Consider the following 24188-nt stretch of genomic DNA (forward strand, 5'->3'; position numbering starts at 1 on the left):
CTCCATCGGGGGGAGTTACCACGAAATCCGCTGAATCGGACGGCAAGATACTAGCGTTCCGTATAACCCTTGTTTACCTGAGGGGAATATCCCCCCGCGTCGGCAGAACCGCGAAGGGCCCCTCTCCGACGTGCGGAGAAGGGCCCTCGACGGACTACTGCGGGTGTCAGCCCGCGACCACCTCGACATCGAGGGTGGCGGCGACCTCCGGGTGCAGCCGGACGCTCACCTTGTGGGTGCCGACGCTCTTGATCGCGTTACCGATCTCGATGCGACGGCGGTCGAGCTGCGGGCCACCGGCGGCCTTGACGGCATCGGCGATGTCGCCGGTCGTGATCGAGCCGAACAGCCGGCCCGACTCGCCCGCGCGGGTCTTGAGCCGCACCTTGAGGGCGCCGAGCTGGCCGGCGACCTCCTTGGCGGAGCCCAGGTCACGGATCTCGCGGGCGGCACGCGCCTTCTTCAGCGAGGCGACCTGCGACTCGGCGCCGCGGGTCCACCGGATGGCGAAGCCACGGGGAATGAGGTAGTTGCGGCCGTAGCCGTCCTTGACCTCGACGATGTCGCCGGGGGCACCGAGGCCGGAGACCTCAGTGGTGAGGATGAGCTTCATTGTCCTGAGTCTCCTTTCTCAGCGCGCGGTGCTCGTGTACGGCAGCAGGGCCATCTCACGGGCGTTCTTGATAGCGGTCGCCACGTCGCGCTGGTGCTGGGTGCAGTTGCCCGTCACCCGGCGGGCACGGATCTTGCCGCGGTCGGAGATGAACTTCCGCAGCAGCCCCGTGTCCTTGTAGTCGACGTAGGAGATCTTGTCGTGGCAGAAAAGGCAAACCTTCTTCTTGGGCTTGCGAATCGCCGGCTTCGCCATCGTGGTGCTCCTCTCAGAGCCCCGCATGAAGCGGGAATGGTCGCTCGGTTGTGTTTACAGTGGGTGGGACCGGAAGGGCCCGACCTAGAAGGGCGGCTCGTCGCTGAAGTCGCCGCCGAAGCCGCCACCGCCCTGCGGGCCGCCGCCGAAACCGCCGCCGCCACCGCCGCCGCCGAAGCCCCCCTGGGGAGCGGGCGCCGCGGTCGCCCACGGGTCGTTCGCCGGGCCGCCGAAGCCACCGCCGCCACCGCCCTGGCGCGTGGTCTTGTTGACCTTCGCCGTGGCGTTGCGCAGCGAGGGGCCGACCTCGTCGACCTCGACCTCGTAGACCGTGCGCTTCTCGCCTTCCTTGGTCTCGTACGACCGTTGGCGCAGCCGTCCCTGCACGATCACCCGCATGCCGCGCTGGAGGCTCTCGGCGACGTTCTCCGCCGCCTGCCGCCAGACGTTGCAGGTGAGGAACAGGCCCTCGCCGTCCTTCCACTCGTTGGTCTGCTTGTCGAGGAACCGCGGAGTGGACGCGATGCGGAACCGGGCCACGGCCTGCCCCGTAGGGGTGAAGCGCAGCTCCGGGTCGTCGACAAGGTTGCCGACGATGGTGATCTGTGTGTCGCCTGCTGCCATCGGTCGCTTTCGCCTTCCTATCCCGTCAGCTGAGCCGTCAAGGGCTCAGAGTACGGCCCGGGCCCGACAAACCGCCGGGCTTCGGGGTTGTGCCAGTTGAGCTCAGTGAAGCTCGGGGCGGATGACCTTGGTGCGGAGGATGCCCTCGTTCAGGTTGAGCTGGCGGTCCAGCTCCTTCACGGTGGCGGGCTCGGCGGTCAGGTCGACCACGGCGTAGATGCCCTCGGACTTCTTGGCGATGTCGTAGGACAGGCGGCGACGGCCCCAGACGTCGACCTTCTCCACGGTGCCGCCGTCGTTGCGGACGACACTGAGGAACTGGTCGAGCGACGGCTGCACGGTGCGCTCGTCGAGGGACGGGTCGAGAATGACCATCATCTCGTAGCGACGCATGAGTGATCCAACCTCCTCTGGACTCTTGCGGTCACGACGCCTTGCCGTGACAGGAGGACCCTGCGCTTCGGCCGGAGAGCGATGCCCCCGGCCCTTATCAGACGCAGTCGAATAAGGCTACCAGCCCCTTGGCCTTACCCGTTCCGAAGAGCGAAACTGGAGGTCGGAGAGGGGGTAGGCGATGCCAGACGCCGTCGGCCGGAAAAGAGGGCACCCCGTCCACCTCACGTTGAACACGGACGGCAGGCCGCACCCGGCGGAGAACGCGATGACGATCGCGACGCTGGTGTGCGGCCTGGTGGCGTTCGTCACGGGCTTCATCGTGACGGCCCACATGATCGCGTCATGGGTGGGCGCGATCGGGTTCTGGGGCGGCCTGTACGCCCAGTTCGTCTCGTCGACCACGAGACAGCGCGCGCTGATCATCGTGGGGGTCGTGGGATCGTTCGTCGGCGCCGCGCTGGGGATAGCGCACGGCGGCTTCTTCCCCCGCGGGTTCTCACTGCGCGGCTGAGAAGCGGTCGTTCAGCCGCCGATGTGCAGGTCGACGCCGAGCAGCACGAGGAACCACAGGAAGACCGCGATCAGGGCCTGGGCGACCTGCTTGAGGAGCGTGGGGGTGATGTAGTCGTGGAGCCAGGCCACGTAGAGCCCGACGAGGATGTAGATGAGAAGGATGAAGCTGCCTAAGCGATATCTCATGCTCGTCTCCTTGTGGACGAAGTAGTATCGCGCGCGAGTTCTGGGGGCGCGTGACACGCGACTGCCCTGATTCGCGCCTCTGAAACAGCGCGCCCTCTTGAAACGCTCTTGGAGAGCGCCTAGAGTTCGCCCTTCGCGTCGTCGGCCCCCTTCTTATCCAGGCAAGCAGTTGGAGGAACGGCATGGACAGCCACATCGGCGCCCGCCCGCGGATCGGAGCCCACGTCGACCAGGACGACCCGCTCGCGCACGCGGCCGCCCGCGACGCCGACGTGGTGCAGTTCTTCCTCGGCGACCCCCAGGGGTGGAAGAGCCCGGTGACGCCCGCCACCGCCGACGCCCTGCGCGCGTCGGACGTGGACGTCTACGTGCACGCGCCGTACGTCATCAATGTGGCCACCGCGAACAACCGCATCCGCATTCCGAGCCGCAAGCTGCTCGACGCGCACCTCAAGGCGGCGGCGGCCATCGGCGCCAAGGGCCTGATCGTCCACGGCGGGCACGTCAACGCCGGCGACGACCCCCAAACGGGCTACGACAACTGGCGCAAGGTCTTCGAGCGCACCGAGTGCCCGATCCCGGTGCTGATCGAGAACACGGCCGGCGGCGGCAACGCGATGGCGCGCAAGTTGGATCGCATCGCCCGGCTGTGGGACGCCGTGACGGCCGGCGCCCCCGATCCTTCGGTCGTCGGCTTCTGCCTGGACACCTGCCACTTCCACGCGGGCGGCGAGGAGCTGGCCGGGCTCGTGGAGCGGGTGAAGGCGATCACCGGCCGCATCGACCTCATCCACTGCAACGACTCGCGGGACGCCTTCGACTCCGGCGCCGACCGGCACGCCAATCTCGGCAGCGGGCAGATCGACCCCGAGTTGATCCTGGAGGTCTGCCGGACGGCCGGGGCGCCGATCGTGGTCGAGACGCCGTTCGACGGCCAGGCCGACGACATCGCGTACCTGCGCAAGCACCTGTAGACGACCGTCCACACCCTGTGGATAAATCTGCGGATTGAGAACCTCAGGCAGTGGGTACCGCTGCCTGAAGGCTCCACTCGCCCCGCACCCGGCCGGGCCCGCGCGTGGCGCGCCACAGCTGCACGTACGACGCGACCGCGGCGGCCAGGACGACGAGGTTGCGCACGACCAGCACGAGCGTCCCCGGCAGGGCGCCCGTCCAGCTGTAGTCCAGCTCCATCCAGGGGTACATGATCCCCGTCAGCAGGGCGGCGACCAGGACGAGCAGGGCGGCCGGCCGCTGCGTCGGGCCGGGCCGGTCGCGCCGCACCGACAGGATGACGGCGGCGACGCCGACCACCCACACGAGATACTGCGGCGACAGCACCCGGCTGGTGGCGACCAGGAAGAGCACGGTGGTGAGCGCGGCGTCGTGATACGACCGCGGGCTCGGGGCCGCCCGCAGCCACCACACACCGACCAGCGCCAGCGCCACCGGGGTGGCGGCCAGGCTCACCAATGCCGCGGCGTGCGCGCCGGGGCCCACGGCCTCCATCGCGCCGTGCTGGTAGGTGGTGTAGCCGTCCCACCAGCCGAGGGCCCGGGCGAGCGCGAACGGCGTGGCGGCCAGCGACTCGATCTGCAGGCCCCGCTTCTCCTGCGCGGTCAGGAAGTCCAGCGCGTGCGGCACGACCAGGGCGGTCACACCGCATCCCGCCACGGCGACGGCGAGCGTGAAGCCCGACGCGGTCAGCAGCTCGCGCCAGCGCCGCAGGCCGGCGAGCAGCGCGACCGGCCACGCCTTCACCAGGAGGCCGACGCCGATGAGCGACCCGCGCACCGCCGGGCCCGCCGACGTCGTCAGCGCCAGCACCGCCACGAGCGTGACCATGAGGTCGTACCGCGCGAGGAGCACCGGGCCGAGCAGGGCCGCGCCGACGGTCCACGCCCACGGGCCCGTGCGTCCGCCGCCGCGGCGCGGGCCCAAGGACCGCGAGACGGAGAACCGCCACAGCAGGAGCAGGATCGCGAGGTCGCACAGCAGCGCCAGCAGGGAGAAGGCGACGTGGTAGTCCAGCGGCAGCAGGCGGGGGGCGAGCAGCGGCAGCGCCGCGAACGGCGGGTACTGCCACTTCTCGTCACCCGCCGGGAACTCCCCCTCGGCCAGGATGTCGGACCAGTCGCGGTAGAGGGTGACGTCGTTGGTGAAGGCCTCGCCGTGCCCTGTCGGGATGGTCTGGGTCGCGACGAGGAGGAGCGCCCCCCGGGTCGCCGCCCAGACCAGCAGCAGGAGCCATGGCGGCCTCCGGCGCATCGCCGTCTCCCCCGTTCGTCGCACACACTCTCACGCGACGTTACGCGATGCCTCGGCTCGGACCGCTCCCGTCCGCCGCGACGGGCGCGAAATCCGATGTAAGTTTCAGGCCCTCACACCGTCTCCGGCTGCTGCCGCGTGCCCCGCGCGAGGAGCGAACGGCGCAGTACGAGGCGATCCTCGGCGCCGTCGAAGACCCCGCCCGACGGGTCGTCGGCGTCCGCCTGGCGTACGACGTCGTGCTCGGGCCGCAGGATGTCGCGAACGACGAGCGCCATGAGGATCACGATGGTCAACGCCCGGGCCCAGACCGAAAGGAAGTACGGGTCGTCGCCGATGCCGAGGGCGGGTTCGCCGGTCTGGGTGACCAGGTAGAGCCAGATCGAGAAGAAGTACCAGCACTCGGCGACCTGCCAGGCGGCCAGCGCGCCCCACCTGGGCCTGGCCAGCACCGCGAACGGCACCAGCCACAGGACGTACTGCGGCGACCACACCTTGTTGGTGATCATGAAGGCGGCCAGGGCGAGGAAGCACAGCTGCATCAGGCGCGGCCGCCGCGGCGCGGCGAGCGCGAGCACGGCGACACCCAGCAGCAGCACCGCCAGCGCGGCCATGGCCATGGTGTTCAGCTTCTCCGGGTCGCCGAGAAAGGCCAGGAAGCCGGGCCTTTCCATGCCGAACCACTGGGTCTTCTGGAAGAAGAACCACAGCCCGCCCCAGTCGGCGCCGCGCTCGCTGCTGAAGGCGTAGAACCGCTTCCAGCCCTCGAAGTTGACCAGCATGATCGGCACGTTCACCAGTAACCACGTGAACGCCGCCGCGGCCGCCGTCTTCAGGAACGGCACCCACTTGGCCGTACGCGCCGTGAGCAGGAACAACGCGCCGAAGAACATGAGCGGGTAGAACTTCGTGGCCACGGCCAGGGCCAGCAGCACGCCCGCGAGCCACGGCCGGTCCTTGGCCCAGGCCAGCAGGCCGCCGAGCGCCAGCGCCCCCGCGGCCAGGTCCCAGTTGATGTACGCGCAGAGGATCACGGCCGGGCCGATGGCGTACCAGAGGGCGTCCCAGCGGCGGGCCGGGCCGGCCAGCGCGGCCGTCAGCAGCACGCCCGCGACCAGCGAGATTCCCATGAGGATCACGGTGACGTCGTAGAACACGATCCCGTCGCCGCCCGCGAGCCGGCGGGCGAACTCCATGATCCCGCCGATGCCGACCGGGTATTCGACGGGATAGTCGACGTAGGGGACCTTGCCCTCGTTGAGCTTCTCCGCCCAGAACAGCGGATAGATGTCGGTGTAGCAGAAGTTGGTGAACTGCCCGACACCGCCGTTCCAGGCACCGTCGAACCGGCAGGCGTGCTTCCACAGGTATGCGAGAACGGCGCCGAGCCCCGCGAGAAGCCCGAGAGGCAGGTACGGCACCGCCCGCGCGGCGACCCCGGGCAGCGGGGCGGAGTCGTTCGTGGTCCGGGTCGTCATGCTCGGTATTGCACCATCCAACGCCTCGGCTTGGCGACTCCGCCAAGCGGAAGGGCCCGCGGCGGAGGTCGCCACGGGCCCTTCGGAGTGCCTGATCGAGGCTCAGGCGCCGCTGCCGTCCTTGCCGGTGCCGGATCCCGAGGACATCGCCGCGGGGATGTTCAACGGGACGTCGTTGCCGGCGCCGGGGCCGCCGTCCTGGCCGCCCTGGCCCGGGTCGTCGCCGAAGCCCCGGCCGCCGCCGTCGCCGTTGTCACATCCCGGGCCGCCGTTGTAACAACCGTCGTCGTCGAGGAAGTCGTCCGGGATGTCGTTGGGGAACCCGCCGTCTTCCGGTTCCGGGCTCGGCGACGGCGTCGGGCTCGGCACCAGGTTCTCGGGGGTGCCCACGCCGGCCTTGGGCGGGAACTGCTCGACCGGCTTGCCCGCGAGCGCCTCCATCATGAACGTCCGCCAGATCGTGGTCGGCGGGCCGGCGCCCTCGAAGCCCAGCGACACCTCTTTGACGTGGGTGTACGGGTTGTTGGGGCCGTACTTCTTGCTCGGCTTTCCACCCGGGGTGGTCGGGCAGTTGGAGTACAGCGGCTGCACGATCTTGCCGCTCTTGGTCTCGCACTGCTCGCGGTACATGCCCACTGCGACCGACAACTGCGGGGTGAAGCCGACGAACCAGGCTTCCTTCTCGTCGTTGTTGGTGCCGGTCTTGCCTGCGGCCGGACGGCCGATGCCCTTGCCCGCCGCCGTGCCCGACTTGAGGACCTCCTCCATGGCCACCACGGAGTCGGCCGCCGCCTCGGGCGTGATCACCTGCTTGACGTCCCGCCGCTCGGCGAAGACGACCTCCTTGTCCTTCCGGACCTCCTTGACCACGTGGTAGTCGACGTGCTTGCCCTCGTTGGCGAAGATCGAGTAGCCGGCGGCCTGCTCGACCGGGGTCACCCCGGCGCTGCCGATGGAGAACTGGTACTTGTGGTCCGCGATGTCCTTGTCCAGGCTCTCCTTGCTGAGCCCCGCCTCCTCGGCGATCTGCTTCACCGCGCTGAGCTGACCGACCGTGCCGTTCGCCTCGTCGAGCTTGTACGCCATGGAGGCGAAGGCCGTGTTGATCGAGTGGGAGGTCGCATAGATCGCGTTGATGGCGCTCGGCACCGAGTGGCCGTTGGTGATGCCCTTCTCGAAGCCCGGCAGCTTCTCCGGCACGGTCTGGTTTCCGGGCAGGAAGCTGTTCAGGCTGTATCCGGCGTCCAGCCAGGCGGCCAGCACGTACGGCTTGAACGCCGACGCGGCCTGCTTTCTGGACTGGAACGGCTCGTTCCAGGGGTCCTTGAGATAGTCGTTGCCGCCGTAGAAGGCGACCACCCGTCCCGTCTCGGGATCCACGGCGGCCAGACCGGCGTGGAACTCCTTCGACATCGAGGACATGGTGGCGGTCACCGCCTTCTTGGCGGCCTGCATGAGCTTCTTGTCGAAGGTCGAGACGATCTTGTAGCCGCCGCTCCTGACCTGGTCCGCGGACAGGTGCATGCGCGACTCCAGCTCGTTCATGACCTGGGTGACCATGTAGCCCTTGAGACCGCCCAGGTCGTTGCTGTTGCGCGCGGGGGCGGTCTTGGGGAACTTGGCCGTGCTCGGCAGCTTTCCGTACTTGGCCGGGTCGAGGGCCGCCATGGCGTTGACGACGTCCTTGAACCGGCCCTGCAACTGCGGGGAGTCGGCGTCCAGCGCCGGCGTCTGGATGCGCGCGGCGAGATAGGCGCCCTGCTCCTGAGTGAGCTGGTCGACGTGCTTCTTGAAGTACGCCATCGCGGCGGCCTCGATGCCGTAGGCGCGGCCGAAGTTCACCGTGTTGAGGTACTGCAGCAGGATCTGGTCCTTGGTCATCTCCTGGTCGAGCTTGACCGCGACGAAGATCTCCTTGAACTTCCGCTTGATCGACACTTCCTGGCTGAGGCCGTCGTAGTAGTTGCGGGCCATCTGCTGGGTGATCGTCGAGGCGCCCTGGAGCTGCTGCCCGGTGGCCGTCATGTAGACCGACCGAATCATGCCGGAGATGGAGATGCCGGAGTCGTCGCGGAACGTCTTGTTCTCGATCGCGATGACGGCGTCCTGGACGTGCCGCGGCACCTTCTTGATGTCGTTCACGATGACGCGCGGGGTGCCGACCTTGGCGATCAGCGTCTTGCCGTCGTTGTAGTAGATGGCGCTGCCTTCGGAGATCGCGTCCGCCTGGGTCGCGGTCGGCGTCGGGGTGTTGGCGTACGCCACCGCGATCATGCCGAAGGTGCCGACGGCCAGCACGGTGAAGGCCGCCACGAGGATCTTCCAGCTCGGCAGGAAGCGCTTCCAGCCCGTACGGCGCGGCTTCTCGTCGTCCTCGTCGAAGTCGTCGAAGTCTCGCGGATCCCGGGGGCCACGCCCGCCGGGCCCTTCGGGGCCTCCTGGGCCTCCCGGTCCAGCCGGGCCGCCGGGACCGCGGCCGCCCCGGCCCGAGGGCCTGCGGCGGCGGCCGCCGGTCTGGATCGCCTCGGTGCTCTGCCCGTCGGCATCCCCGCGGCGGCCACCGCCCGGCATGCCCATCGCCTGGGTGCGCTCATCGGCGCCGGAAACGCCGGGACGGCCGGGTCCACCAGGTCCACCGGGACCGGCGGCGTAACGCGGGTCACGGCCCACCGGTCCGCGGGGTCCCTGCTGCGGCCCCGGCTGCGGTCTCTGCGCCGGTCCCTGTGCGGGTCGCTGCGGCGGGCCCGGGGGCACCGCGTTCATGGCCGCCGTGTCCTCGAAGGCCGCCGCCTCCCGCCGGCGCTGCTCCGGTCCAGCGGGCCGGGCGTCGCGCGGCGGCTGCGGAGCCGGGCCCCTGCCGGGCTGTCGCGGCGGAGCGGGCTCGCCGTACTCGTCGGATTCCCGGGCCGAGCGACGACGGCGCCCAGGGCGGGATGATCCACCGGAGCCCGAGGCGTCCTCGGGACGGCCGGTCGGCTCCGGTCCATAGCTGCTGTTAGTCACGCGTCCTCGTCAGGTGTTTCGGGGAATGAATCGACGTCGGCCGGCAGGCCGGCGGGCGGTCCTCCTGGTGGTGGAGGTCGCCTACGAAGAAGGGCCCGGGGGATCGGCTGTTCCGAGGACGAACGACACCGCCAGGTGGTTCCAGGAACAACCTTGGCAGACCTCCACCACGTAGACCCGGAATTCGCGGTATTCCCGGGCCATCGCGGTGAGCTCGGCCGGGGCTTTCGCCTGGCCGGCCGCTCGTCCTAGTTCCTCCCCATATACGTATGTGACGTTGGTCACGTTCATTCGTTCACATATGGGGCAGATGCGGCTCGTGGGCTCTCCGTGGAACCGAGCCGCGCGCAGCAGATAAGGGTGGGCGTCGCACACGTCCCGCGCCCGCATGCGGCCGGCGCGGACGGACTGCACGGCCGCCCGCTTCGCGAGGCCGTAGTCCACGACCGACCGCTGTGACCACATACGGCCAGATTACGGCCCTTTGCCAAATCTTGCCCAACCGTTGACCCGTTGCCATCTATGACGCCCCGACGTATCCTGCGGATGTATCGAGTCGATACATCGGTCGGACACAGGAGGTGGTTCCAGTGACGGGCTCTCGTGGCGGTGTGCTGGAGCTCGCCGTCCTGGGATCGCTGCACGAGACACCGCTGCACGGCTACGAGCTGCGCAAACGGCTCAACACGCTGCTCGGCATGTTCCGTGCGTTCTCCTATGGCTCGCTGTATCCCTGCCTCAGGGGCTTGCTGAACGAGGGCCTCATCGCCGAAGAGGAGCCTCCTGAGGACACGGTCCTCGGCCGCAGGTCGAAGATCGTGTACAAGATCACAGCGGAGGGGAAGGAGCGGTTGCAGGAGCTGCTCAGCCAGTCGGGCCCGTCCTCCTGGGAGGACGAGAGCTTCGGCATCCACTTCGCCTTCTTCCGCCATACGGAGGCGGAGGTGCGCCTGCGCATCCTGGAGGGCCGCCGCAGCCGGCTGGAGGAACGACTCGACCGTGTCCGCGAGGCTCTCGCCCGTACGAGAGAGCGACTGGACAGCTACACGCTTGAGCTCCAGCGCCACGGGCTGGAGTCGGTCGAGCGCGAGGTCCGCTGGCTCAACGAGCTCATCGACTCGGAACGACGGAGCCGATCGGCTCCCGGCGAGGGGGATCACCCCCCGGATCCCGCGCAAGCCGTACAGGAAGAGACCCAGAGGGCGGACACGCCCGAGGCAGATAGGTAAAGGAGCGAGTGCTATGGGTTCGGTGCGCGTAGCCATCGTCGGTGTGGGCAACTGCGCCTCATCGCTGGTGCAGGGCGTCCACTACTACAAGGACGCGGATCCGGGCAGCCGTGTGCCGGGCCTCATGCACGTGCGGTTCGGCGACTACCACGTCGGCGACGTGGAGTTCGTCGCGGCCTTCGACGTGGACGCCAAGAAGGTCGGCCGCGACCTGTCGGAGGCCATCGTCGCCTCCGAGAACAACACGATCAAGATCTGCGACGTGCCGCCGCTCGGCGTGACCGTACAGCGTGGCCCGACGTTCGACGGGCTGGGCACGTACTACCGCGAGATCATCGAGGAGTCGGACGAGCAGCCGGTCGACGTCGTCCAGGCGCTCAAGGACGCCCGGGTCGACGTCCTGGTGTCCTACCTCCCGGTGGGCTCGGAGGAGGCCGACCGCTTCTACGCGCAGTGCGCGATCGACGCCAAGGTGGCCTTCGTCAACGCGCTGCCGGTCTTCATCGCCTCCGACCCCGAGTGGGCCGCCAAGTTCACCGAGGCCGGCGTCCCGATCGTGGGCGACGACATCAAGTCGCAGGTCGGCGCCACGATCACGCACCGCGTGCTGGCCAAGCTGTTCGAGGACCGCGGAGTCGAGCTGCTGCGCACCTACCAGCTCAACTTCGGCGGCAACATGGACTTCATGAACATGCTGGAGCGCACCCGCCTCCAGTCCAAGAAGATCTCCAAGACCCAGTCGGTCACGTCGCAGATCCCGCACGAGATGGCCAAGGCCGACGTCCACATCGGCCCGTCCGACCACGTGCCGTGGCTGGACGACCGCAAGTGGGCCTACGTCCGCCTCGAGGGCAGGTCGTTCGGCGACACCCCGCTCAACCTCGAGTACAAGCTCGAGGTCTGGGACTCGCCCAACTCGGCCGGCATCATCATCGACGCGGTCCGCGCGGCCAAGATCGCTCTCGACCGGGGCATCGGCGGCCCGCTGCTGTCGCCCTCGTCCTACTTCATGAAGTCGCCGCCGGAGCAGTACTCCGACGACGCCGCCCGCGATGCCGTGGAGGAGTTCATCCGCGGCACGATCGAGCGCTGACGTCCGTCGTCCACGGGTGTCCCGCCCCGGTTCCGTCACTAGGACCGGGGCGGTCCCATGTCCCGTCCGGTATCAGGGGTTCGTGCTGAGCGGGCGCGCGGCCGGCGGCAGGGCCGCGGGGTCGGCGACCGGCCAGTCCAGCGGGTCCGGCCCGAGCGCGACGAGCTGGGGCACCTGCTTGCGGGCCCAGGGCGAGATGTCCAGCTCTCCGCTCATCACCTCGGCGGCGAAGCGCGTCCAGGGCTCCCACCGGACCTCGCCCACCTCCTCGGCGTTGGGCGCGGCCTCCTCCGAGACCACGGCGCGGTAGACCGGGCACAGCTCGTTCTCCACCATGCCGTTGTCCATCACCGCCCGGTAGGAGAAGCCCGGCAGGATCAGGTCGACGGACTCGACGGCCAGGCCCAGCTCGAACCGGAGGCGGCGGATCACCGCCGACGACAGCGGCTCGCCCGGCAGCGGGTGCCCGCAGCAGCTGTTGGTCCACGCGTCGGGCCAGGTCAGCTTCGTGCCCGCCCGCCGGGACAACAGCACACGGCCGCGCCGGTCGAAGACGTAACTGGAGAACGCCAGATGCAGCGGAGTGTCAGCGGTGTGGACGGAGGACTTGGGAGCGGTGCCGATCGGGTTGCCCTCGCCGTCGACCAGCACGACATGTTCCTGTGAGGTCACTCTGCGAGAGTACGTGATCACCTCGATGCCGGTGTGACGTAGGGGCTTTATCAGGGTTGATCCTGATGCTCGACCCTGATCGCCCGCGTAGGCTGTGCGCCGTGTCCTACGTCTCCGATCTGCGGGTGGTCCTGCGGGGGTCGAACTTCCGGCGGCTTTTCGCCACTCGGCTCGTCTCGCAGTTCTCGGACGGGATCTTCCAGCTCGCCGTGGGCGGCTACGCGTTCTTCAGCCCGGACCGGCAGGCCAGCGCGACCGCGATCGCGGCGGGTCTCGCCGTGCTGCTCCTGCCGTACAGCGTCCTCGGGCCCTTCGTCGGGGTGTTCATCGACCGCTGGTCGAGGCGGCAGATCCTCGTCATCGCGCCGATCGTACGCGGGACCCTGCTGGTGCTGGCCGCGGTCCTCGTCGCGGCGGGGGCCTCCGACGGCGTCTTCTACGCGGCGGCGCTCGGCGTCCTCGCGGTCAACCGGTTCTTCCTGGCGGCCCTCGGCGCGTCGCTGCCGCACGTCGTGCCGAACGAGCACCTGATGATGGGCAACGCGGTGACGCCCACGTCGGGCACGGTGGCGACGTTCATCGGGATGGGCGCCGGCGTCCTGCTGCGCGCGGTCGCCGGATCCGGCGACGGGGGCGTGGCGGTGCTGCTGGTCTGCTCCGGCCTCGTCTTCGGACTGAGCGCGCTGATCGCGCGGACGATGGAGCGCTCCCTGCTCGGCCCCGCGTACGACCCGGACCTCCCGCAGGCCCGCGAGGCCGTGCGGAACGTGCTGACCGGCCTGGTGGACGGCGCCCGGCACCTCGCGCACCGGCGTTCGGCGGCGGCGGCCCTCACCGGCATGGCGAGTCACCGCCTCATGTTCGGCATCTCGACCGCGGCGGTGGTCATGCTCTACCGCTACAGCTTCACCACGAACCCCGACGACGCGTTGAAGGGCATCACGCTCGTGCTGGGCGCCGTCGGCGTGGGCAGCTTCGCCGCGGTGCTGGTCACGCCGTGGGCCACCGAGCGGTTCCGGATCGAGACCTGGGTCCCGATGATGCTGGTGACCTGCGGCGTCCTGGAGTTCGCGCTGTGCGCGACGTTCCACGAGTGGGCGTTCGTGGCCGCCGGACTCGTGATCGGCGTCGCCGGGCAGAGCGTGAAGATCTGCGCCGACACCGTCGTGCAGCGCGACGTCGAGGACGCCTATCTCGGCCGCGCGTTCTCCGTGTACGACATGCTGTTCAACGGCATGACGGTCCTCGGCGCGGTGCTGGCGGCGGCGCTGCTGCCGCCCGACGGCAGGTCCTATGTCGCGCTCGCCGTGATCGGCGTCGGCTACCTGCTCGGCGCGGTGCTGTACCGGATGGTGCTGCCCACCGCCACACGGAGGCCGCCGGTCCCCGCCGCCGACTGATCGCCTACGACAGGATCCCGGTGTCGCGTGCCCAGGCGAGCAGGGCGTCCTTCGCGGCCTCCTTGCCGATCATGCCCTGGTCCATGCGGATCTCCAGCATGTGCTTGTAGGCCCTGCCGACGACCGGGCCCGGCGGCACGCCGAGGATCTCCTGGATCTCGTTGCCGTCCAGCTCGGGCCGGATCTTGGCCAGCTCCTCCTCCTCGGCCAGCCGGGAGATGCGCTCCTCCAGCTGGTCGTAGGTCCGCGACAGGGCCTGGGCCTTGCGCTTGTTGCGGGTGGTGCAGTCGGCCCTGGTCAGCTTGTGCAGGCGTTCGAGGAGGTGTCCCGCGTCGCGGACGTAGCGGCGCACGGCGCTGTCGGTCCACTCCCCCGTCCCGTAGCCGTGGAATCGCAGGTGCAGCTCCACGAGCTTGGACACGTCGGACACCACGTCCTTGGGGAACTTCAGCTCGGTGAGCCGCTTCTTGGCCATCTGCGCGCCGACCACCTCGTGGTGGTGGAACGACACCCGGCCGCCGGGCTCGTTGCGCCGGGTCTTCGGCTTGCCGATGTCGTGCAGCAGGGCGGCCCACCGCAGCACCCGGTCGGGGCCGGCCGCCTCCAGCCCGATCGCCTGCTCCAGCACGATCAGCGTGTGCTCGTAGACGTCCTTGTGCCGGTGGTGCTCGTCGATCTCCAGCCGCAGCTTGGGCAGCTCCGGCAGGACGTGGGCGGCGAGCCCGGTCTCCACCAGCAGCGCCAGCCCGGCCCTCGGGTACGCGCCGAGGATCAGCTTGTCGAGCTCGTCGCGGATGCGCTCGGCCGAGACGATCTCGATGCGGCCGGACATCGCGGTCATGGCCTCGACGACCTCGGGCGCGACCGTGAACCCGAGCTGACCGGCGAACCTCGCCGCGCGCAGCATCCGCAGCGGGTCGTCGTCGAACGACTGCTCGGGCCTGCCCGGTGTCCGCAGCGTCTTCGCGGCGAGGTCGGGCAGCCCGCCGTAGGGGTCGGCGAACTCGTGCTGCGGCAGGCGTACGGCCATCGCGTTGACCGCGAAGTCGCGGCGGGCGAGGTCGCCGTCGAGCGAGTCGCCGTACATCACCTCGGGCTTGCGCGAGGCGGGGTCGTACGACTCGCTGCGGTAGGTCGTGATCTCCAGCAGCCACCCGCCCTTGCGCACGCCGACGGTGCCGAAGTCGATCCCGATCGTCCAGACGGCGTCCGCCCAGTCCTTGACGATCTCCAGCACCCGCTCGGGACGGGCGTCCGTGGTCAGGTCGAGATCCTTGCTCGCGCGGCCGAGGAGGACGTCGCGGACGGAGCCGCCGACCAGAGCCAGCTCGTGCCCCCGGGCCGAGAACAGTTCACCGAGCTCGTCGGCGACAGGGGCGATCCGGCGGAACAGTTCGTTCACGGCGCGCTGCTGGCTGTCGCTCAGATTTGAAACGGACAAGGCTGGGTAGGTCCTTCGGTCACGGAACAGAAACTCTCCCCCGATGGCCCAGGTGTTCGGGTGTCACCCAGGGGAGACACACTTAGCGATCACCAGGCCACGGACGGTTCGGGGGCGCTGGACGACGCAAGGAGCACACGAGATGAAAGACGCTCTCGCGATTCACCGCTGGCTCCTCGCCCACCAGATCCACCATGAGATCGTACGTCTTCCGCGCCCGTTGACATGCTCGGACGAGCTTCCCGAGGTGCTGGGGGTCACTCCCGAGACCTGCCTGTGCGTGTCGCTGTTCGAGGTGTCGGCGCGCGGACGGGCACACGCGGTGGCCGTGGTGAGCGCGGTGAACTCCTGTCCCGGGCCGGCGGAGGTGGGCGCCGTCCTGCGCGCCCACAGGGTAACCCCCGCGTCCGCCTTCACCGTGAACTCCGCGACCGACTACGCGCACGGCCTGGTCTGCCCGCTGTTGCTGCCCGACGATCTGACCGTTCTCGTGGACCAGCGGCTGATGGAGCGCATCGATCCCGACGAGGTCGTCCACACCGCGACCGGCGAGCGCCGGACCGCGTTGCGGTTGCGTGCCATCCATCTGTTCGACCTGGTGGCGGCCAAGCCCGTCGACCTGAGCACGGCCCAAAGGAGGGGTCTCGCGAGCCTGGTGAGTCCTATGCGGACGGCATAGGCCATAGCATTCTGGGCGTGCGCCGTACCTCACCGCCGGCCGGCACATGATCCGTAAGGCCGCGCTGCTGACATTGCTGACCGCCCTGCTCGCATCCCCCGCGGGCATGGCCGGTACGGCTGTCGCGGCGCCTCCGGGTCGTGCCGCGGCGGCTCCGGCCGATCCGCTCCTCGTGAGCGAGATCACGCCGGAGGTCGTACGCACCGCCGCCGCACCCGTGACGGTCGCGGGAACCGTGTCCGGCACGCCGGGGTCCTCCGTGCGGGTCGCCGTCCGCTACTCCCGGGGCCGGCCGTTCGCCTCCCGGACGGAGATGGCGGCCTACCTGGCCGAGCAGGGGTACGGGACCACCAACTGGAGCACCAGGATCCAGGCCACGCCGCTCGACCAGTCGGGGAAGCTCCCCTTCCGGTTCACCGTGACCCCGCAGGAGCTGGGCCTGCCCCGGCCGGGGGTCTACCCCTTCGAGGTCGAGGTCACCGACGCGGCGACCGGACAGCGGCTCGGGATCGAGCGCACCTTCCTGACGTACGCCCCCAAGGGCGAGCAGATCCCCACGGTCAAGCTGGCCGTCGCCCTGCCGCTCGTGGACCGGCCCCACCGCGCCGACGACGCGACGTTCATGGACGACGACCTGTCCGGTTCGCTCGCGTCCGGCCGCCTGGCGTCGCTGCTCCAGACCGCGCAGGACACCGGCGACGGGGTGACCTGGTTCGTGGACCCCGCCCTGCTCGACGACGTCCGCGTCCTGTCCTCCGGCCCCCGGAGCGTCAAGGGCACGCGCAAGGACGCCGACCCCGCCGCCGGCCAGTGGCTGAACGGGCTGCGCAGCGCGCTGACGGACAAGACCGTCGTCGCCACGCCGTACGCCGATCCGGACGTGGCCGCGCTCGTGCACCACGGTCTCGACAAGCAGGCCGCGGCGTCCGTGCAGCGCGGGGCCGCGCTCGCGACCGAACTGCTCGGCCGGGAGATCCGCGGCACCACCGCGTGGCCGGCCGGCGGCAAGATCGACCGTGACGCGGTGGACGAGCTGGCGATGTCGGGCGTCACGTCCGTGCTGCTGTCGGGGGACGCGCTGCCGCCGCGGGCCGTCACGCAGGACGGGCAGCCCGCCCTCCCCCCGGAGCCGACCACTCCCGACGCCGCGGCGAGGCTCGACACCGTCGCGGAGAACCCGGTCACCGCGCTGCTCGCCGACCCCACGCTCGGCAAGCTCCTCGGCGGGGACGTGTCCGCTCCCGGGGCCGCGATGCTCGCGCGGCAGCGGTTCCTCGCCGAGACCGCGATGATCGCCTTCGAGCAGCAGAGCCAGCGGACCGGTCCGTTCGGCCAGCTCGGCCAGGCCGGGCAGGCCGGGCAGGACGCGACGGCGAAGACGGCCTCCCGCACGGTGATCGCGGCGCCCGAAACACACCTGTGGACCCCCGACCCGGCGTTCGTCTCCGGCCTCCTGCAGGCGGTCTCCGGCGCGCCCTGGCTGCGCATGACCTCGCTCGACTCGGTGAAGCCCGGCCGGGCCGGGACGCCGCGCGGCGACCTGACCTACACCGACCGCGACCGCCAGGCCGAGCTGAGCCGCTCCTATCTGGCCACCGTACGCAAGCTGGAGCGCAAGGCCGACGCCGTGGCCACCGTCACGGAGGAGCACACGGACGTCTTCCACACGGCCATCCTCCGGCTGGCCTCCGCCTCCTGGCGAGGCGACGGCAAGCGGGCGGTCTCCTTCGCCGGCCAGGTGCAGAAGGCGATCGACGACCGCATCGGCCACGTGTCCGTGCTCGACACCCCGCGCGCGGTCGCGGGCAGCAACGGCCAGGTCCCCGTCAGCGTGGCCAACAACCTGGACAAGGACATCCAGATCAAGATCCGGGTCACCTCGGGCAACAAGTCACGGCTCGCGATCGACGAACGCGAGGCCCCCGGAGGGGTCTACGTGACCCCCACCACGAGGATCCTCGCGGGGCGCAGCCAGCTCGTGAACGTGCCGGTGATCGTCCGCAACGGCGGCGGCGACGCGAGCATCTCCGTGCAGCTGCTGACCGACGAGGGCGAGAGGTACGGCAGCGCGGTGCGCGTCGTCGTGCGCGCGACCGGCTACACCGGCATCGCCCTCGTCATCGTGGGTGCGGCCGTGGTCATCATGCTGGCCGCCGTGGTGATGCGCGTCCTGCGCCGCAGGTCGCGCAAGGCGTTCCCGTTCGACGGGCCGCCGGACGAGGAGGGCCCGCCCGGGGACCGGCCGGGAGCCGTCCCGGCCGAGCGCACCCAGTCACCGTAGTCGGGACCATCCGGAGGAAGGCGGCCAGGAACACCATGAGCAGGATGCTGCGGGCCAGCGCGATCATGGCGGCCGGGACGATGGCCTCGCGGCTCACCGGCTTCGTCCGTACGGCGATGCTCGCCGCCGCCATCGGGACCTTCGCCCTGGGCGACGCGTACAACGCGGCCTACATGATCCCGTACATCCTGCTGGACCTGCTGCTGCAGGGCGTGCTGAGCAGCGTGATCGTGCCGGTGATCGTCCGGGCGCAGAAGCGGGACCCCGACGGGGGCCAGGCGTTCGAACAGCGGCTGATGACGCTGGCGGTGATCGTGCTGACGGCCGTCGCACTGGTCGGCGTGCTGCTGGCCCGTCCGATCATGGATCTCTACACCGCCTCGAACTGGTCCGAGGACAAGGTCGAGGTGGCCGCCACGCTGGCCAGGTACATGCTCCCCCAGATCGCGTTCTTCGGGATCGGCTCGCTGGCCGGCGCGATCCTCAACACCCGGGACAGGTTCGCCGCCCCGATGTGGGCGCCGGTGCTCAACAACATCGTGGTCATGGGCGTCCTGGCCGCCTATTACGCCGTCGGGACGTCCGACATCGAGAAGGTGAGCGAGCGCGACCTCACGCTGCTCGGTCTCGGCACGACCGGCGGCATCGTGGCCCAGGCCCTCGTGCTGATCATCGCGCTGCACCGGGCGGGCTTCCGGTTCCGTCCCCGTCTCGGGCTGCGCGGCTCCGGCCTGGGAGAGGCGGCCAGGGCCGCCGTGTGGACCTTCGCCTACACCGGCATCACCCAGGTCGGTTTCTGGGTCACCACCAAGCTCGCGACCGGTGCGGGCGCACGGGCCCCCGGCGCCGGCAACAGCGCGTGGGCGTACGCCTTCCAGCTCTTCCAGCTCCCGTACGGGATCATCGCGGTGTCGGTGATCACGGCGATGCTGCCGAGGATGAGCAGGCATGTCGCCGACGGCGAGCTGGACTCGGTGCGCACGGACTTCGCCTCGGCGGTGCGGCTGGTCTCGTCCGTCATCGTCCCGGCGGGGCTGCTGCTGATGGTGCTCGGGCCGTCGGTCACCACGCTGATCTTCTCGTGGGGCCGCATGACCACGACCGACGCGATCTACATCGGCCACGTGCTGCAGGTGTTCGGCGTCGCGCTCGTGCCGTTCTCGATCTTCCAGCTCCTGCTGCGGGTCTTCTACAGCTTCGGCGACACCCGCACCCCGGCGATCATGGCCGGGGTGAACGTGGCGATCAACGCGACGCTCAGCCTGGTCGCCTACTTCACGCTTCCCGACCGGTACGTCATCATCGGGCTGGCGTTCTCCTACCTGATCACGTACATCGTGCTCTGCGTCGTCGCGTGGGTGCTGGCGAGCCGGAAGGTCGGCGGGCTCGGCGGCCGTGAGGTCACCGCCGGACTCGGCCGGATGTACGCGGCGGCGATCCCGGCCGCCGCGCTGGCGCTGGCGGTCCTGTGGCTGGCCAGGGAGCTCACCTCGATCACCGCGGTGAGCTCGGCCGTGGTGCTCGCGGTGGGCGGCGGCGCGGGGCTGCTGCTGTACATGGTGGCCGCGCACCGGCTGCGGGTGCCCGAGGTCCGCTCCATCATTGGACTTGTCGCAAGCCGGGTAGGACGGTAAGAGTCCTCAAGAGCGACCGGCAACTGGAAGGTAACCCAGAAGTCCGATTCGGACGTTTTCCATCGGGAAGGCGGGCACAAGCGGCACGGCACTAGCATGGTGCGCCAGGGAGTGCGTCCCGCAGATCTTGTCCGACCGGTGGAGGCGGCAGGCAGGAGGTCTCAGGGACGCGATCTGGAGTATCGGACCGGCGAGCGGAAGCGGGAAGGCGTGGGCGGAACCACCCGGCATCGGCTGAGGCATGCCGACGGGCCGCGGAGCGGAGCGGCCGTATGAGCATGTCCACGGTCGAACCGGGGACCCGATTGGCGGATCGGTTCCGCCTCGAGGACCGGGTGCACGAGTCCGCCGGTGCGACCCTGTGGAAGGCCCTGGACGAGATCCTCGCCCGGCCGGTCGCGGTCCACACGTTCGCGCCCGACTTCCCCCGGGTCCAGGAGGTGGTCACCGCCGCCCGCGTGGCGAGCCGCCTGACCGACCCCCGTCTCACCCAGGTCTTCGACGCGGCCGACGAGGACGGCACCGCGTACGTCGTGAGCGAGTGGGTGAGCGGAGACTCGCTGCTCGACCTGCTGGAAAGCGGGCCGATCGAGCCCGAGCGCGGCGCGGCCCTGGTCGCCGAGGCGGCCGAGGCCCTGGCGCACGCGCACGCGGCCGGCCTCATCCACCTGCACCTCACCCCCGGGCGCCTGGTCTGGACGAGCGGCGGCACGGTCAAGCTCCTCGGGCTCGCCGTCGACGCCGCGATCCTCGACCTGAGCAGCGACGAGCCCGCCCGGGAGGACGCCGAGGGGCTGGGCCGTCTGCTCTACGCGGCGCTGACCGGCCACTGGCCCGGCGACTCCGACTGCGGGCTGCCCACCGCACCGCTGGACGACGGCAAGGTCTGCACTCCGCGGCAGGTCACCGCGGGAGTCCCCGGCTATCTGGACGCCATCACCTGCCGCGCGCTGCTGCAGGAGTCCCGGCGAGGGCAGCCGCCGCTGGCCACCCCGGCCGACGTGGCCGAGGCCCTCGCCCAGGTGCCCCGTCCCGCGCCGGCCCCCGTCACCACCGCGCCGCCCGCGCTGAACCTGCGCAGCGAGGCGCCGGACGGGCCGGGCATGTCGACCATGCCGCCGCGCATGCCGTCCCAGATGACGATGGTCCCTCCGCCGCGCCCGCAGACGGGCACCGCGAGCAAGATCCTGCTGACCGTCATCGTCCTGCTCGTCATGGCCGCCGTCGGCGTGGGCGCCTGGACCGTGGGCAAGAACCTCGGCAACACCCCGAGAGGGGTGGCCCAGTCGGACGCCGCGCGGTCCCCGTCCCCCTCGCTCAAGCCGGTCACGGTCAAGGCGGTGAGCGCGGCGGGGTTCGACCCCCTCGGTTCCGACCGCGCCGAGAAGCCGGAGATCGCCCCGCTCGCCGTCGACGGCAAGCCGTCCACCGACTGGCACACCGACAGCTACAGCAGTGCCGACCTGGGACGGCTCAAGGACGGCGTCGGGCTCATCCTCGACATGGGCAAGCCGGTCCCCATCGCCGACGTGGTCGTCTCCCTGGGCACCGGAGGCGGCGCGACGGTGCAGCTCAAGGTGGGCGACGCGGCGGAGCTGTCCTCCTTGAAGACCGTGGCGGAGAAGAAGGGCGCGTCGGGTTCGGTGACGCTCACTCCGGAAAAGGCCACCACCGGCCAGTACGTTTTGATCTGGTTCACCCGACTTCCCCCCTACAACGGGCAGTATCGTGGCACTATCTACGACGTAACGGTGCATTCCCCCGGATCGGCATAGCAGGGACTTGTGAACTCCCCACCAGACAATCCCCCGACGGCTGAGCACGCGCGCCGCGCGATGTCCGATGCCGATCTGCTGACCCGCCACCTCGGCGGTGACCCTCACGCGTTCAGCGAGATCGTCAGGCGGCACCGCGACCGCATGTGGGCGGTCGCCCTGCGTACGCTCGGCGATCCCGACGAGGCGGCCGACGCGGTCCAGGACGCTTTCGTCTCGGCGTACCGCAAGGCGGACAGCTTCCGCGGCGAGGCGGCGGTCACGACGTGGCTCCACCGCATCGTGGTCAACGCCTGTCTCGACCGCATGCGCCGCAAGTCGGTGCGCCCGGTCGCCGACGACGAGCTCATCGAGGCCGCGGAGCGCGACGCCCCGGCCACCGACCACGCGGGCGAGCGCGAGGTCTCCCTGGAGGTCACGGCGGCGCTCAAGCTGCTGCCGCCCGACCAGAGGGCGGCTCTCGTGCTGGTCGACATGATGGGGTACGCGGTGGACGACGCGGCGGCGGTGCTGGGGGTCCCCCCGGGCACCGTGAAGAGCCGCTGTGCGCGGGGCCGCGCGAAACTCGCCCCGATTCTTTCGCATCTGCGGAACCGATCTGACCTCACTCGCGTCTCATCCGGGAAGGGAGCAGAACTTCGTGACGGGTGACACGCACTACGACCTGGAGGTTCTCGCCGAGCTGGCGGAGGGTCTCCTCGACGACACGACGGCCCGGCGGGTCCGCGAGCATCTCGCGGTCTGCGACCCCTGCGGGGAGAGCCTTGCCGACCTGGCCGCGGTCCGAGAGGTCCTGGCGGCGGTGCCGGTGCCGGCGATGCCTTTGGGCGTCGCCAAGCGCATAGACCGGGCACTGGCCGCCGAGGCTCCGGACTGGGACCGCATCATGCGGGACGCCCCCTGGGACAGCGCTCCATTGGAGAGCGTCCCGTGGGAGACGGTCGAGCCTCTGGTCGAAACCACGGTGGCCGATTCCGCGGAGCCGGAGCGCGAGCTCGCGCCGGTCGCTCCACTGGGAGTCGTCGCCGACGACGGCACGATCCGGCCGGCCAGGCGCCGCTCCGGGACGCGTACGGCGGGCGGGAAGGCGTCCAGACGGCGCGCGTGGGCCATGCCCGCCGCGGTCGCCGCGGCCGCGGCCGTGGTGATCGGGAGCGGCGGTCTCGCCACCGGGCTGCTCTCGTTCGGCGACTCGCCGTCGCAGCAGATGGTGAGCCAGGGCGAGCCCGGCCAGAGCCCGGCCAAGGTCCAGGCGCTGACCTACTCGACCTACGCCAGCGGCCACAACTACACCAGCCGGGAGCTGCGCGGGCCGCTGCTGGGGTACTTCGGCGTGGCGCCCGGCTCCGGCACCAACGACGACGAGGACCTCGACACCTGCGTCAAGCGGTTCTCGAACGAGCTCGACCGCACGCCGATCGGCGTCGACAAGGCTCTCTACAACGGCAACGAGGCCACCATCATGGCGTTCTGGGAGGACAAGAGCATGAACGCCGTCAGGGTGGTCGTGGTGGACTCCGGGTGCCGCAAGCTGCGCCCCGAGGGTCTGGCCTCCTGGAAGTGACCGCGCGGCGATAGCCGTACCATCAGCAGTGACGAAGCCCCCCGCGACCTCCGGGGGGCTTCGTCATGACAGGGGTCGGCCCGGGAATGACCGGGGCCTAGGATCTGTTGACGGCACTGCACATCCACCGGGATCGAAGAAGGCGGGTCCGTTGAGCGACGTTCGAAACGTGATCATCATCGGGTCGGGGCCGGCCGGCTACACGGCGGCCGTCTACACCGCGCGCGCGGACCTCAAGCCGCTCGTCTTCGAGGGTTCGGTCACCGCGGGTGGCGCCCTGATGAACACCACCGACGTGGAGAACTTCCCCGGGTTCCCGGACGGCATCATGGGCCCGGACCTGATGGACAACTTCCGCAAGCAGGCCGAGCGGTTCGGCGCCGAGCTGGTCGCCGACGACGTCGTCGAGGTGGACCTGCGGGCCGACCCCAAGGTCGTCAAGACCTACACCGACACCTACTACGCCAAGGCGGTCATCCTGGCCACCGGTTCGAGCTACCGCGAGCTGGGGCTGGACAACGAGAAGCGGCTGTCCGGCCGGGGCGTCTCCTGGTGTGCCACGTGCGACGGGTTCTTCTTCCGCGACCAGGACATCGTGGTGGTCGGCGGCGGTGACACGGCGATGGAGGAGGCGATCTTCCTGACCCGGTTCGCGAAGTCGGTGACGGTGATCCACCGCCGCGACTCGCTGCGCGCCAGCAAGATCATGCAGGATCGGGCGTTCGCGAACGAGAAGATCCGCTTCGTCTGGGACAGCGAGATCGCCGACGTGCTCGGCGAGGAGCGGGTGTCCGGGGTGCGGGTGCGCAACGTCAAGACCGGCGAGGAGACCGACCTCCCCGTGGGGGGCGTGTTCATAGCGATCGGGCACGAGCCCCGCACCGACGTCGTCAAGGGTCAGGTCGATCTCGACGCTGAGGGGTACATCGAGGTCGATTCCCCGTCGACGCGCACGAACATCGACGGAGTGTTCGCGGCCGGGGACGTCGTCGACCACACCTATCGTCAGGCGATCACGGCGGCCGGGACCGGATGCGCGGCGGCGCTCGACGCCGAGCGCTGGCTGACGCTGAACGCCTGAGTC

At 70.1% G+C, this 24188-nt stretch carries 23 protein-coding genes; 12 read left to right on the forward strand and 11 right to left on the reverse strand.

Features of this window, described 5'->3' with window-relative positions; all coding sequences use genetic code 11:
• Positions 1–166 precede the first annotated feature (166 nt).
• The 4 genes from rplI to rpsF all read right to left on the reverse strand — a co-directional run bounded on the left by rplI (position 167) and on the right by rpsF (position 1885).
• Positions 167–613: a 50S ribosomal protein L9 gene (gene rplI, locus AB0J39_RS00300; RefSeq protein ID WP_030508622.1), complete on the reverse strand. Its 447-nt coding sequence runs from the start codon at positions 611–613 to the stop codon at positions 167–169.
• Between the two features lie 18 nt (positions 614–631).
• Entirely contained in the window at positions 632–868 is a 237-nt protein-coding gene (rpsR, locus tag AB0J39_RS00305; protein ID WP_030508621.1) for a 30S ribosomal protein S18, read from the reverse strand.
• Between the two features lie 84 nt (positions 869–952).
• Complete coding sequence (locus tag AB0J39_RS00310; RefSeq protein WP_363460165.1) at positions 953–1492, reverse strand: single-stranded DNA-binding protein; 540 nt, start codon at positions 1490–1492, stop codon at positions 953–955.
• A 102-nt stretch (positions 1493–1594) separates the two neighbouring features.
• Positions 1595–1885: a 30S ribosomal protein S6 gene (rpsF, locus tag AB0J39_RS00315; protein WP_142620127.1), complete on the reverse strand. Its 291-nt coding sequence runs from the start codon at positions 1883–1885 to the stop codon at positions 1595–1597.
• A gap of 268 nt (positions 1886–2153) precedes the next feature.
• On the opposite strand from rpsF, the gene AB0J39_RS00320 reads away from it, so the two are divergent.
• The gene (locus tag AB0J39_RS00320; protein ID WP_363460168.1) at positions 2154–2399 is read left to right on the forward strand and encodes a hypothetical protein; all 246 of its coding nucleotides are present in this window, start codon (positions 2154–2156) and stop codon (positions 2397–2399) included.
• Positions 2400–2410: 11 nt separating this feature from the next.
• Here the strand turns inward: AB0J39_RS00320 and AB0J39_RS00325 are convergent, their stop codons facing one another.
• Entirely contained in the window at positions 2411–2587 is a 177-nt protein-coding gene (locus AB0J39_RS00325) for a hypothetical protein (protein ID WP_193203926.1), read from the reverse strand.
• Positions 2588–2769: 182 nt separating this feature from the next.
• Here AB0J39_RS00325 and AB0J39_RS00330 point away from each other — a divergent pair, with 182 nt between their 5' ends.
• Positions 2770–3561 (forward strand): deoxyribonuclease IV, encoded by a 792-nt coding sequence (locus tag AB0J39_RS00330; protein WP_363460170.1) that lies wholly within the window; start codon positions 2770–2772, stop codon positions 3559–3561.
• A gap of 43 nt (positions 3562–3604) precedes the next feature.
• On the opposite strand, the gene AB0J39_RS00335 is transcribed toward AB0J39_RS00330, so the two are convergent.
• From AB0J39_RS00335 to AB0J39_RS00350, 4 genes are all read right to left on the reverse strand, one after another.
• Positions 3605–4855 (reverse strand): glycosyltransferase 87 family protein, encoded by a 1251-nt coding sequence (locus AB0J39_RS00335; protein ID WP_363460172.1) that lies wholly within the window; start codon positions 4853–4855, stop codon positions 3605–3607.
• A 113-nt stretch (positions 4856–4968) separates the two neighbouring features.
• Positions 4969–6333 (reverse strand): glycosyltransferase 87 family protein, encoded by a 1365-nt coding sequence (locus AB0J39_RS00340; protein ID WP_363460174.1) that lies wholly within the window; start codon positions 6331–6333, stop codon positions 4969–4971.
• Positions 6334–6435: 102 nt separating this feature from the next.
• Positions 6436–8904, reverse strand: coding sequence for a transglycosylase domain-containing protein (locus AB0J39_RS00345; RefSeq protein ID WP_363460176.1), 2469 nt, complete (start codon positions 8902–8904; stop codon positions 6436–6438).
• 513 nt (positions 8905–9417) lie between these two features.
• Positions 9418–9801, reverse strand: coding sequence for a DUF5318 family protein (locus AB0J39_RS00350; RefSeq protein ID WP_363460178.1), 384 nt, complete (start codon positions 9799–9801; stop codon positions 9418–9420).
• Between the two features lie 125 nt (positions 9802–9926).
• On the opposite strand from AB0J39_RS00350, the gene AB0J39_RS00355 reads away from it, so the two are divergent.
• The gene (locus AB0J39_RS00355; protein WP_030508612.1) at positions 9927–10565 is read left to right on the forward strand and encodes a PadR family transcriptional regulator; all 639 of its coding nucleotides are present in this window, start codon (positions 9927–9929) and stop codon (positions 10563–10565) included.
• Between the two features lie 13 nt (positions 10566–10578).
• A complete protein-coding gene (locus AB0J39_RS00360; RefSeq protein WP_363460180.1) occupies positions 10579–11658 on the forward strand; it encodes an inositol-3-phosphate synthase in 1080 nt (359 codons plus the stop codon).
• A 72-nt stretch (positions 11659–11730) separates the two neighbouring features.
• On the opposite strand, the gene idi is transcribed toward AB0J39_RS00360, so the two are convergent.
• Positions 11731–12330 carry an isopentenyl-diphosphate Delta-isomerase gene (idi, locus tag AB0J39_RS00365; protein WP_363460182.1) on the reverse strand — a complete coding sequence of 200 codons (600 nt, stop codon included), beginning with the start codon at positions 12328–12330 and terminating at the stop codon, positions 11731–11733.
• Between the two features lie 101 nt (positions 12331–12431).
• On the opposite strand from idi, the gene AB0J39_RS00370 reads away from it, so the two are divergent.
• On the forward strand, positions 12432–13730 hold the full coding sequence (locus AB0J39_RS00370) for an MFS transporter (RefSeq protein ID WP_363460184.1): 1299 nt from the start codon (positions 12432–12434) through the stop codon (positions 13728–13730).
• 4 nt (positions 13731–13734) lie between these two features.
• Here the strand turns inward: AB0J39_RS00370 and AB0J39_RS00375 are convergent, their stop codons facing one another.
• Entirely contained in the window at positions 13735–15171 is a 1437-nt protein-coding gene (locus AB0J39_RS00375) for a CCA tRNA nucleotidyltransferase (protein WP_363460186.1), read from the reverse strand.
• Positions 15172–15313: 142 nt separating this feature from the next.
• Here AB0J39_RS00375 and AB0J39_RS00380 point away from each other — a divergent pair, with 142 nt between their 5' ends.
• The 7 genes from AB0J39_RS00380 to trxB all read left to right on the forward strand — a co-directional run bounded on the left by AB0J39_RS00380 (position 15314) and on the right by trxB (position 24185).
• Complete coding sequence (locus AB0J39_RS00380; RefSeq protein ID WP_363460188.1) at positions 15314–15850, forward strand: YbaK/EbsC family protein; 537 nt, start codon at positions 15314–15316, stop codon at positions 15848–15850.
• A 46-nt stretch (positions 15851–15896) separates the two neighbouring features.
• The gene (locus tag AB0J39_RS00385; RefSeq protein WP_363460190.1) at positions 15897–18131 is read left to right on the forward strand and encodes a hypothetical protein; all 2235 of its coding nucleotides are present in this window, start codon (positions 15897–15899) and stop codon (positions 18129–18131) included.
• A 35-nt stretch (positions 18132–18166) separates the two neighbouring features.
• A complete protein-coding gene (gene murJ / locus AB0J39_RS00390) occupies positions 18167–19765 on the forward strand; it encodes a murein biosynthesis integral membrane protein MurJ (RefSeq protein ID WP_363460192.1) in 1599 nt (532 codons plus the stop codon).
• A 272-nt stretch (positions 19766–20037) separates the two neighbouring features.
• Complete coding sequence (locus AB0J39_RS00395; protein ID WP_363460194.1) at positions 20038–21540, forward strand: serine/threonine protein kinase; 1503 nt, start codon at positions 20038–20040, stop codon at positions 21538–21540.
• Between the two features lie 60 nt (positions 21541–21600).
• Complete coding sequence (gene sigM, locus AB0J39_RS00400; RefSeq protein ID WP_346223722.1) at positions 21601–22191, forward strand: RNA polymerase sigma factor SigM; 591 nt, start codon at positions 21601–21603, stop codon at positions 22189–22191.
• Positions 22181–23104, forward strand: coding sequence for a zf-HC2 domain-containing protein (locus AB0J39_RS00405; protein WP_363460197.1), 924 nt, complete (start codon positions 22181–22183; stop codon positions 23102–23104). Before sigM ends, AB0J39_RS00405 begins: the two co-directional genes overlap by 11 nt.
• Before the next feature lie 151 nt (positions 23105–23255).
• Positions 23256–24185 carry a thioredoxin-disulfide reductase gene (gene trxB / locus AB0J39_RS00410; protein ID WP_363460199.1) on the forward strand — a complete coding sequence of 310 codons (930 nt, stop codon included), beginning with the start codon at positions 23256–23258 and terminating at the stop codon, positions 24183–24185.
• Positions 24186–24188: the final 3 nt, after the last annotated feature.

Origin of the sequence: Microbispora sp. NPDC049633, from assembly GCF_040675265.1 — a bacterium.
In the GTDB taxonomy this organism is placed as follows: domain Bacteria; phylum Actinomycetota; class Actinomycetes; order Streptosporangiales; family Streptosporangiaceae; genus Microbispora; species Microbispora maris.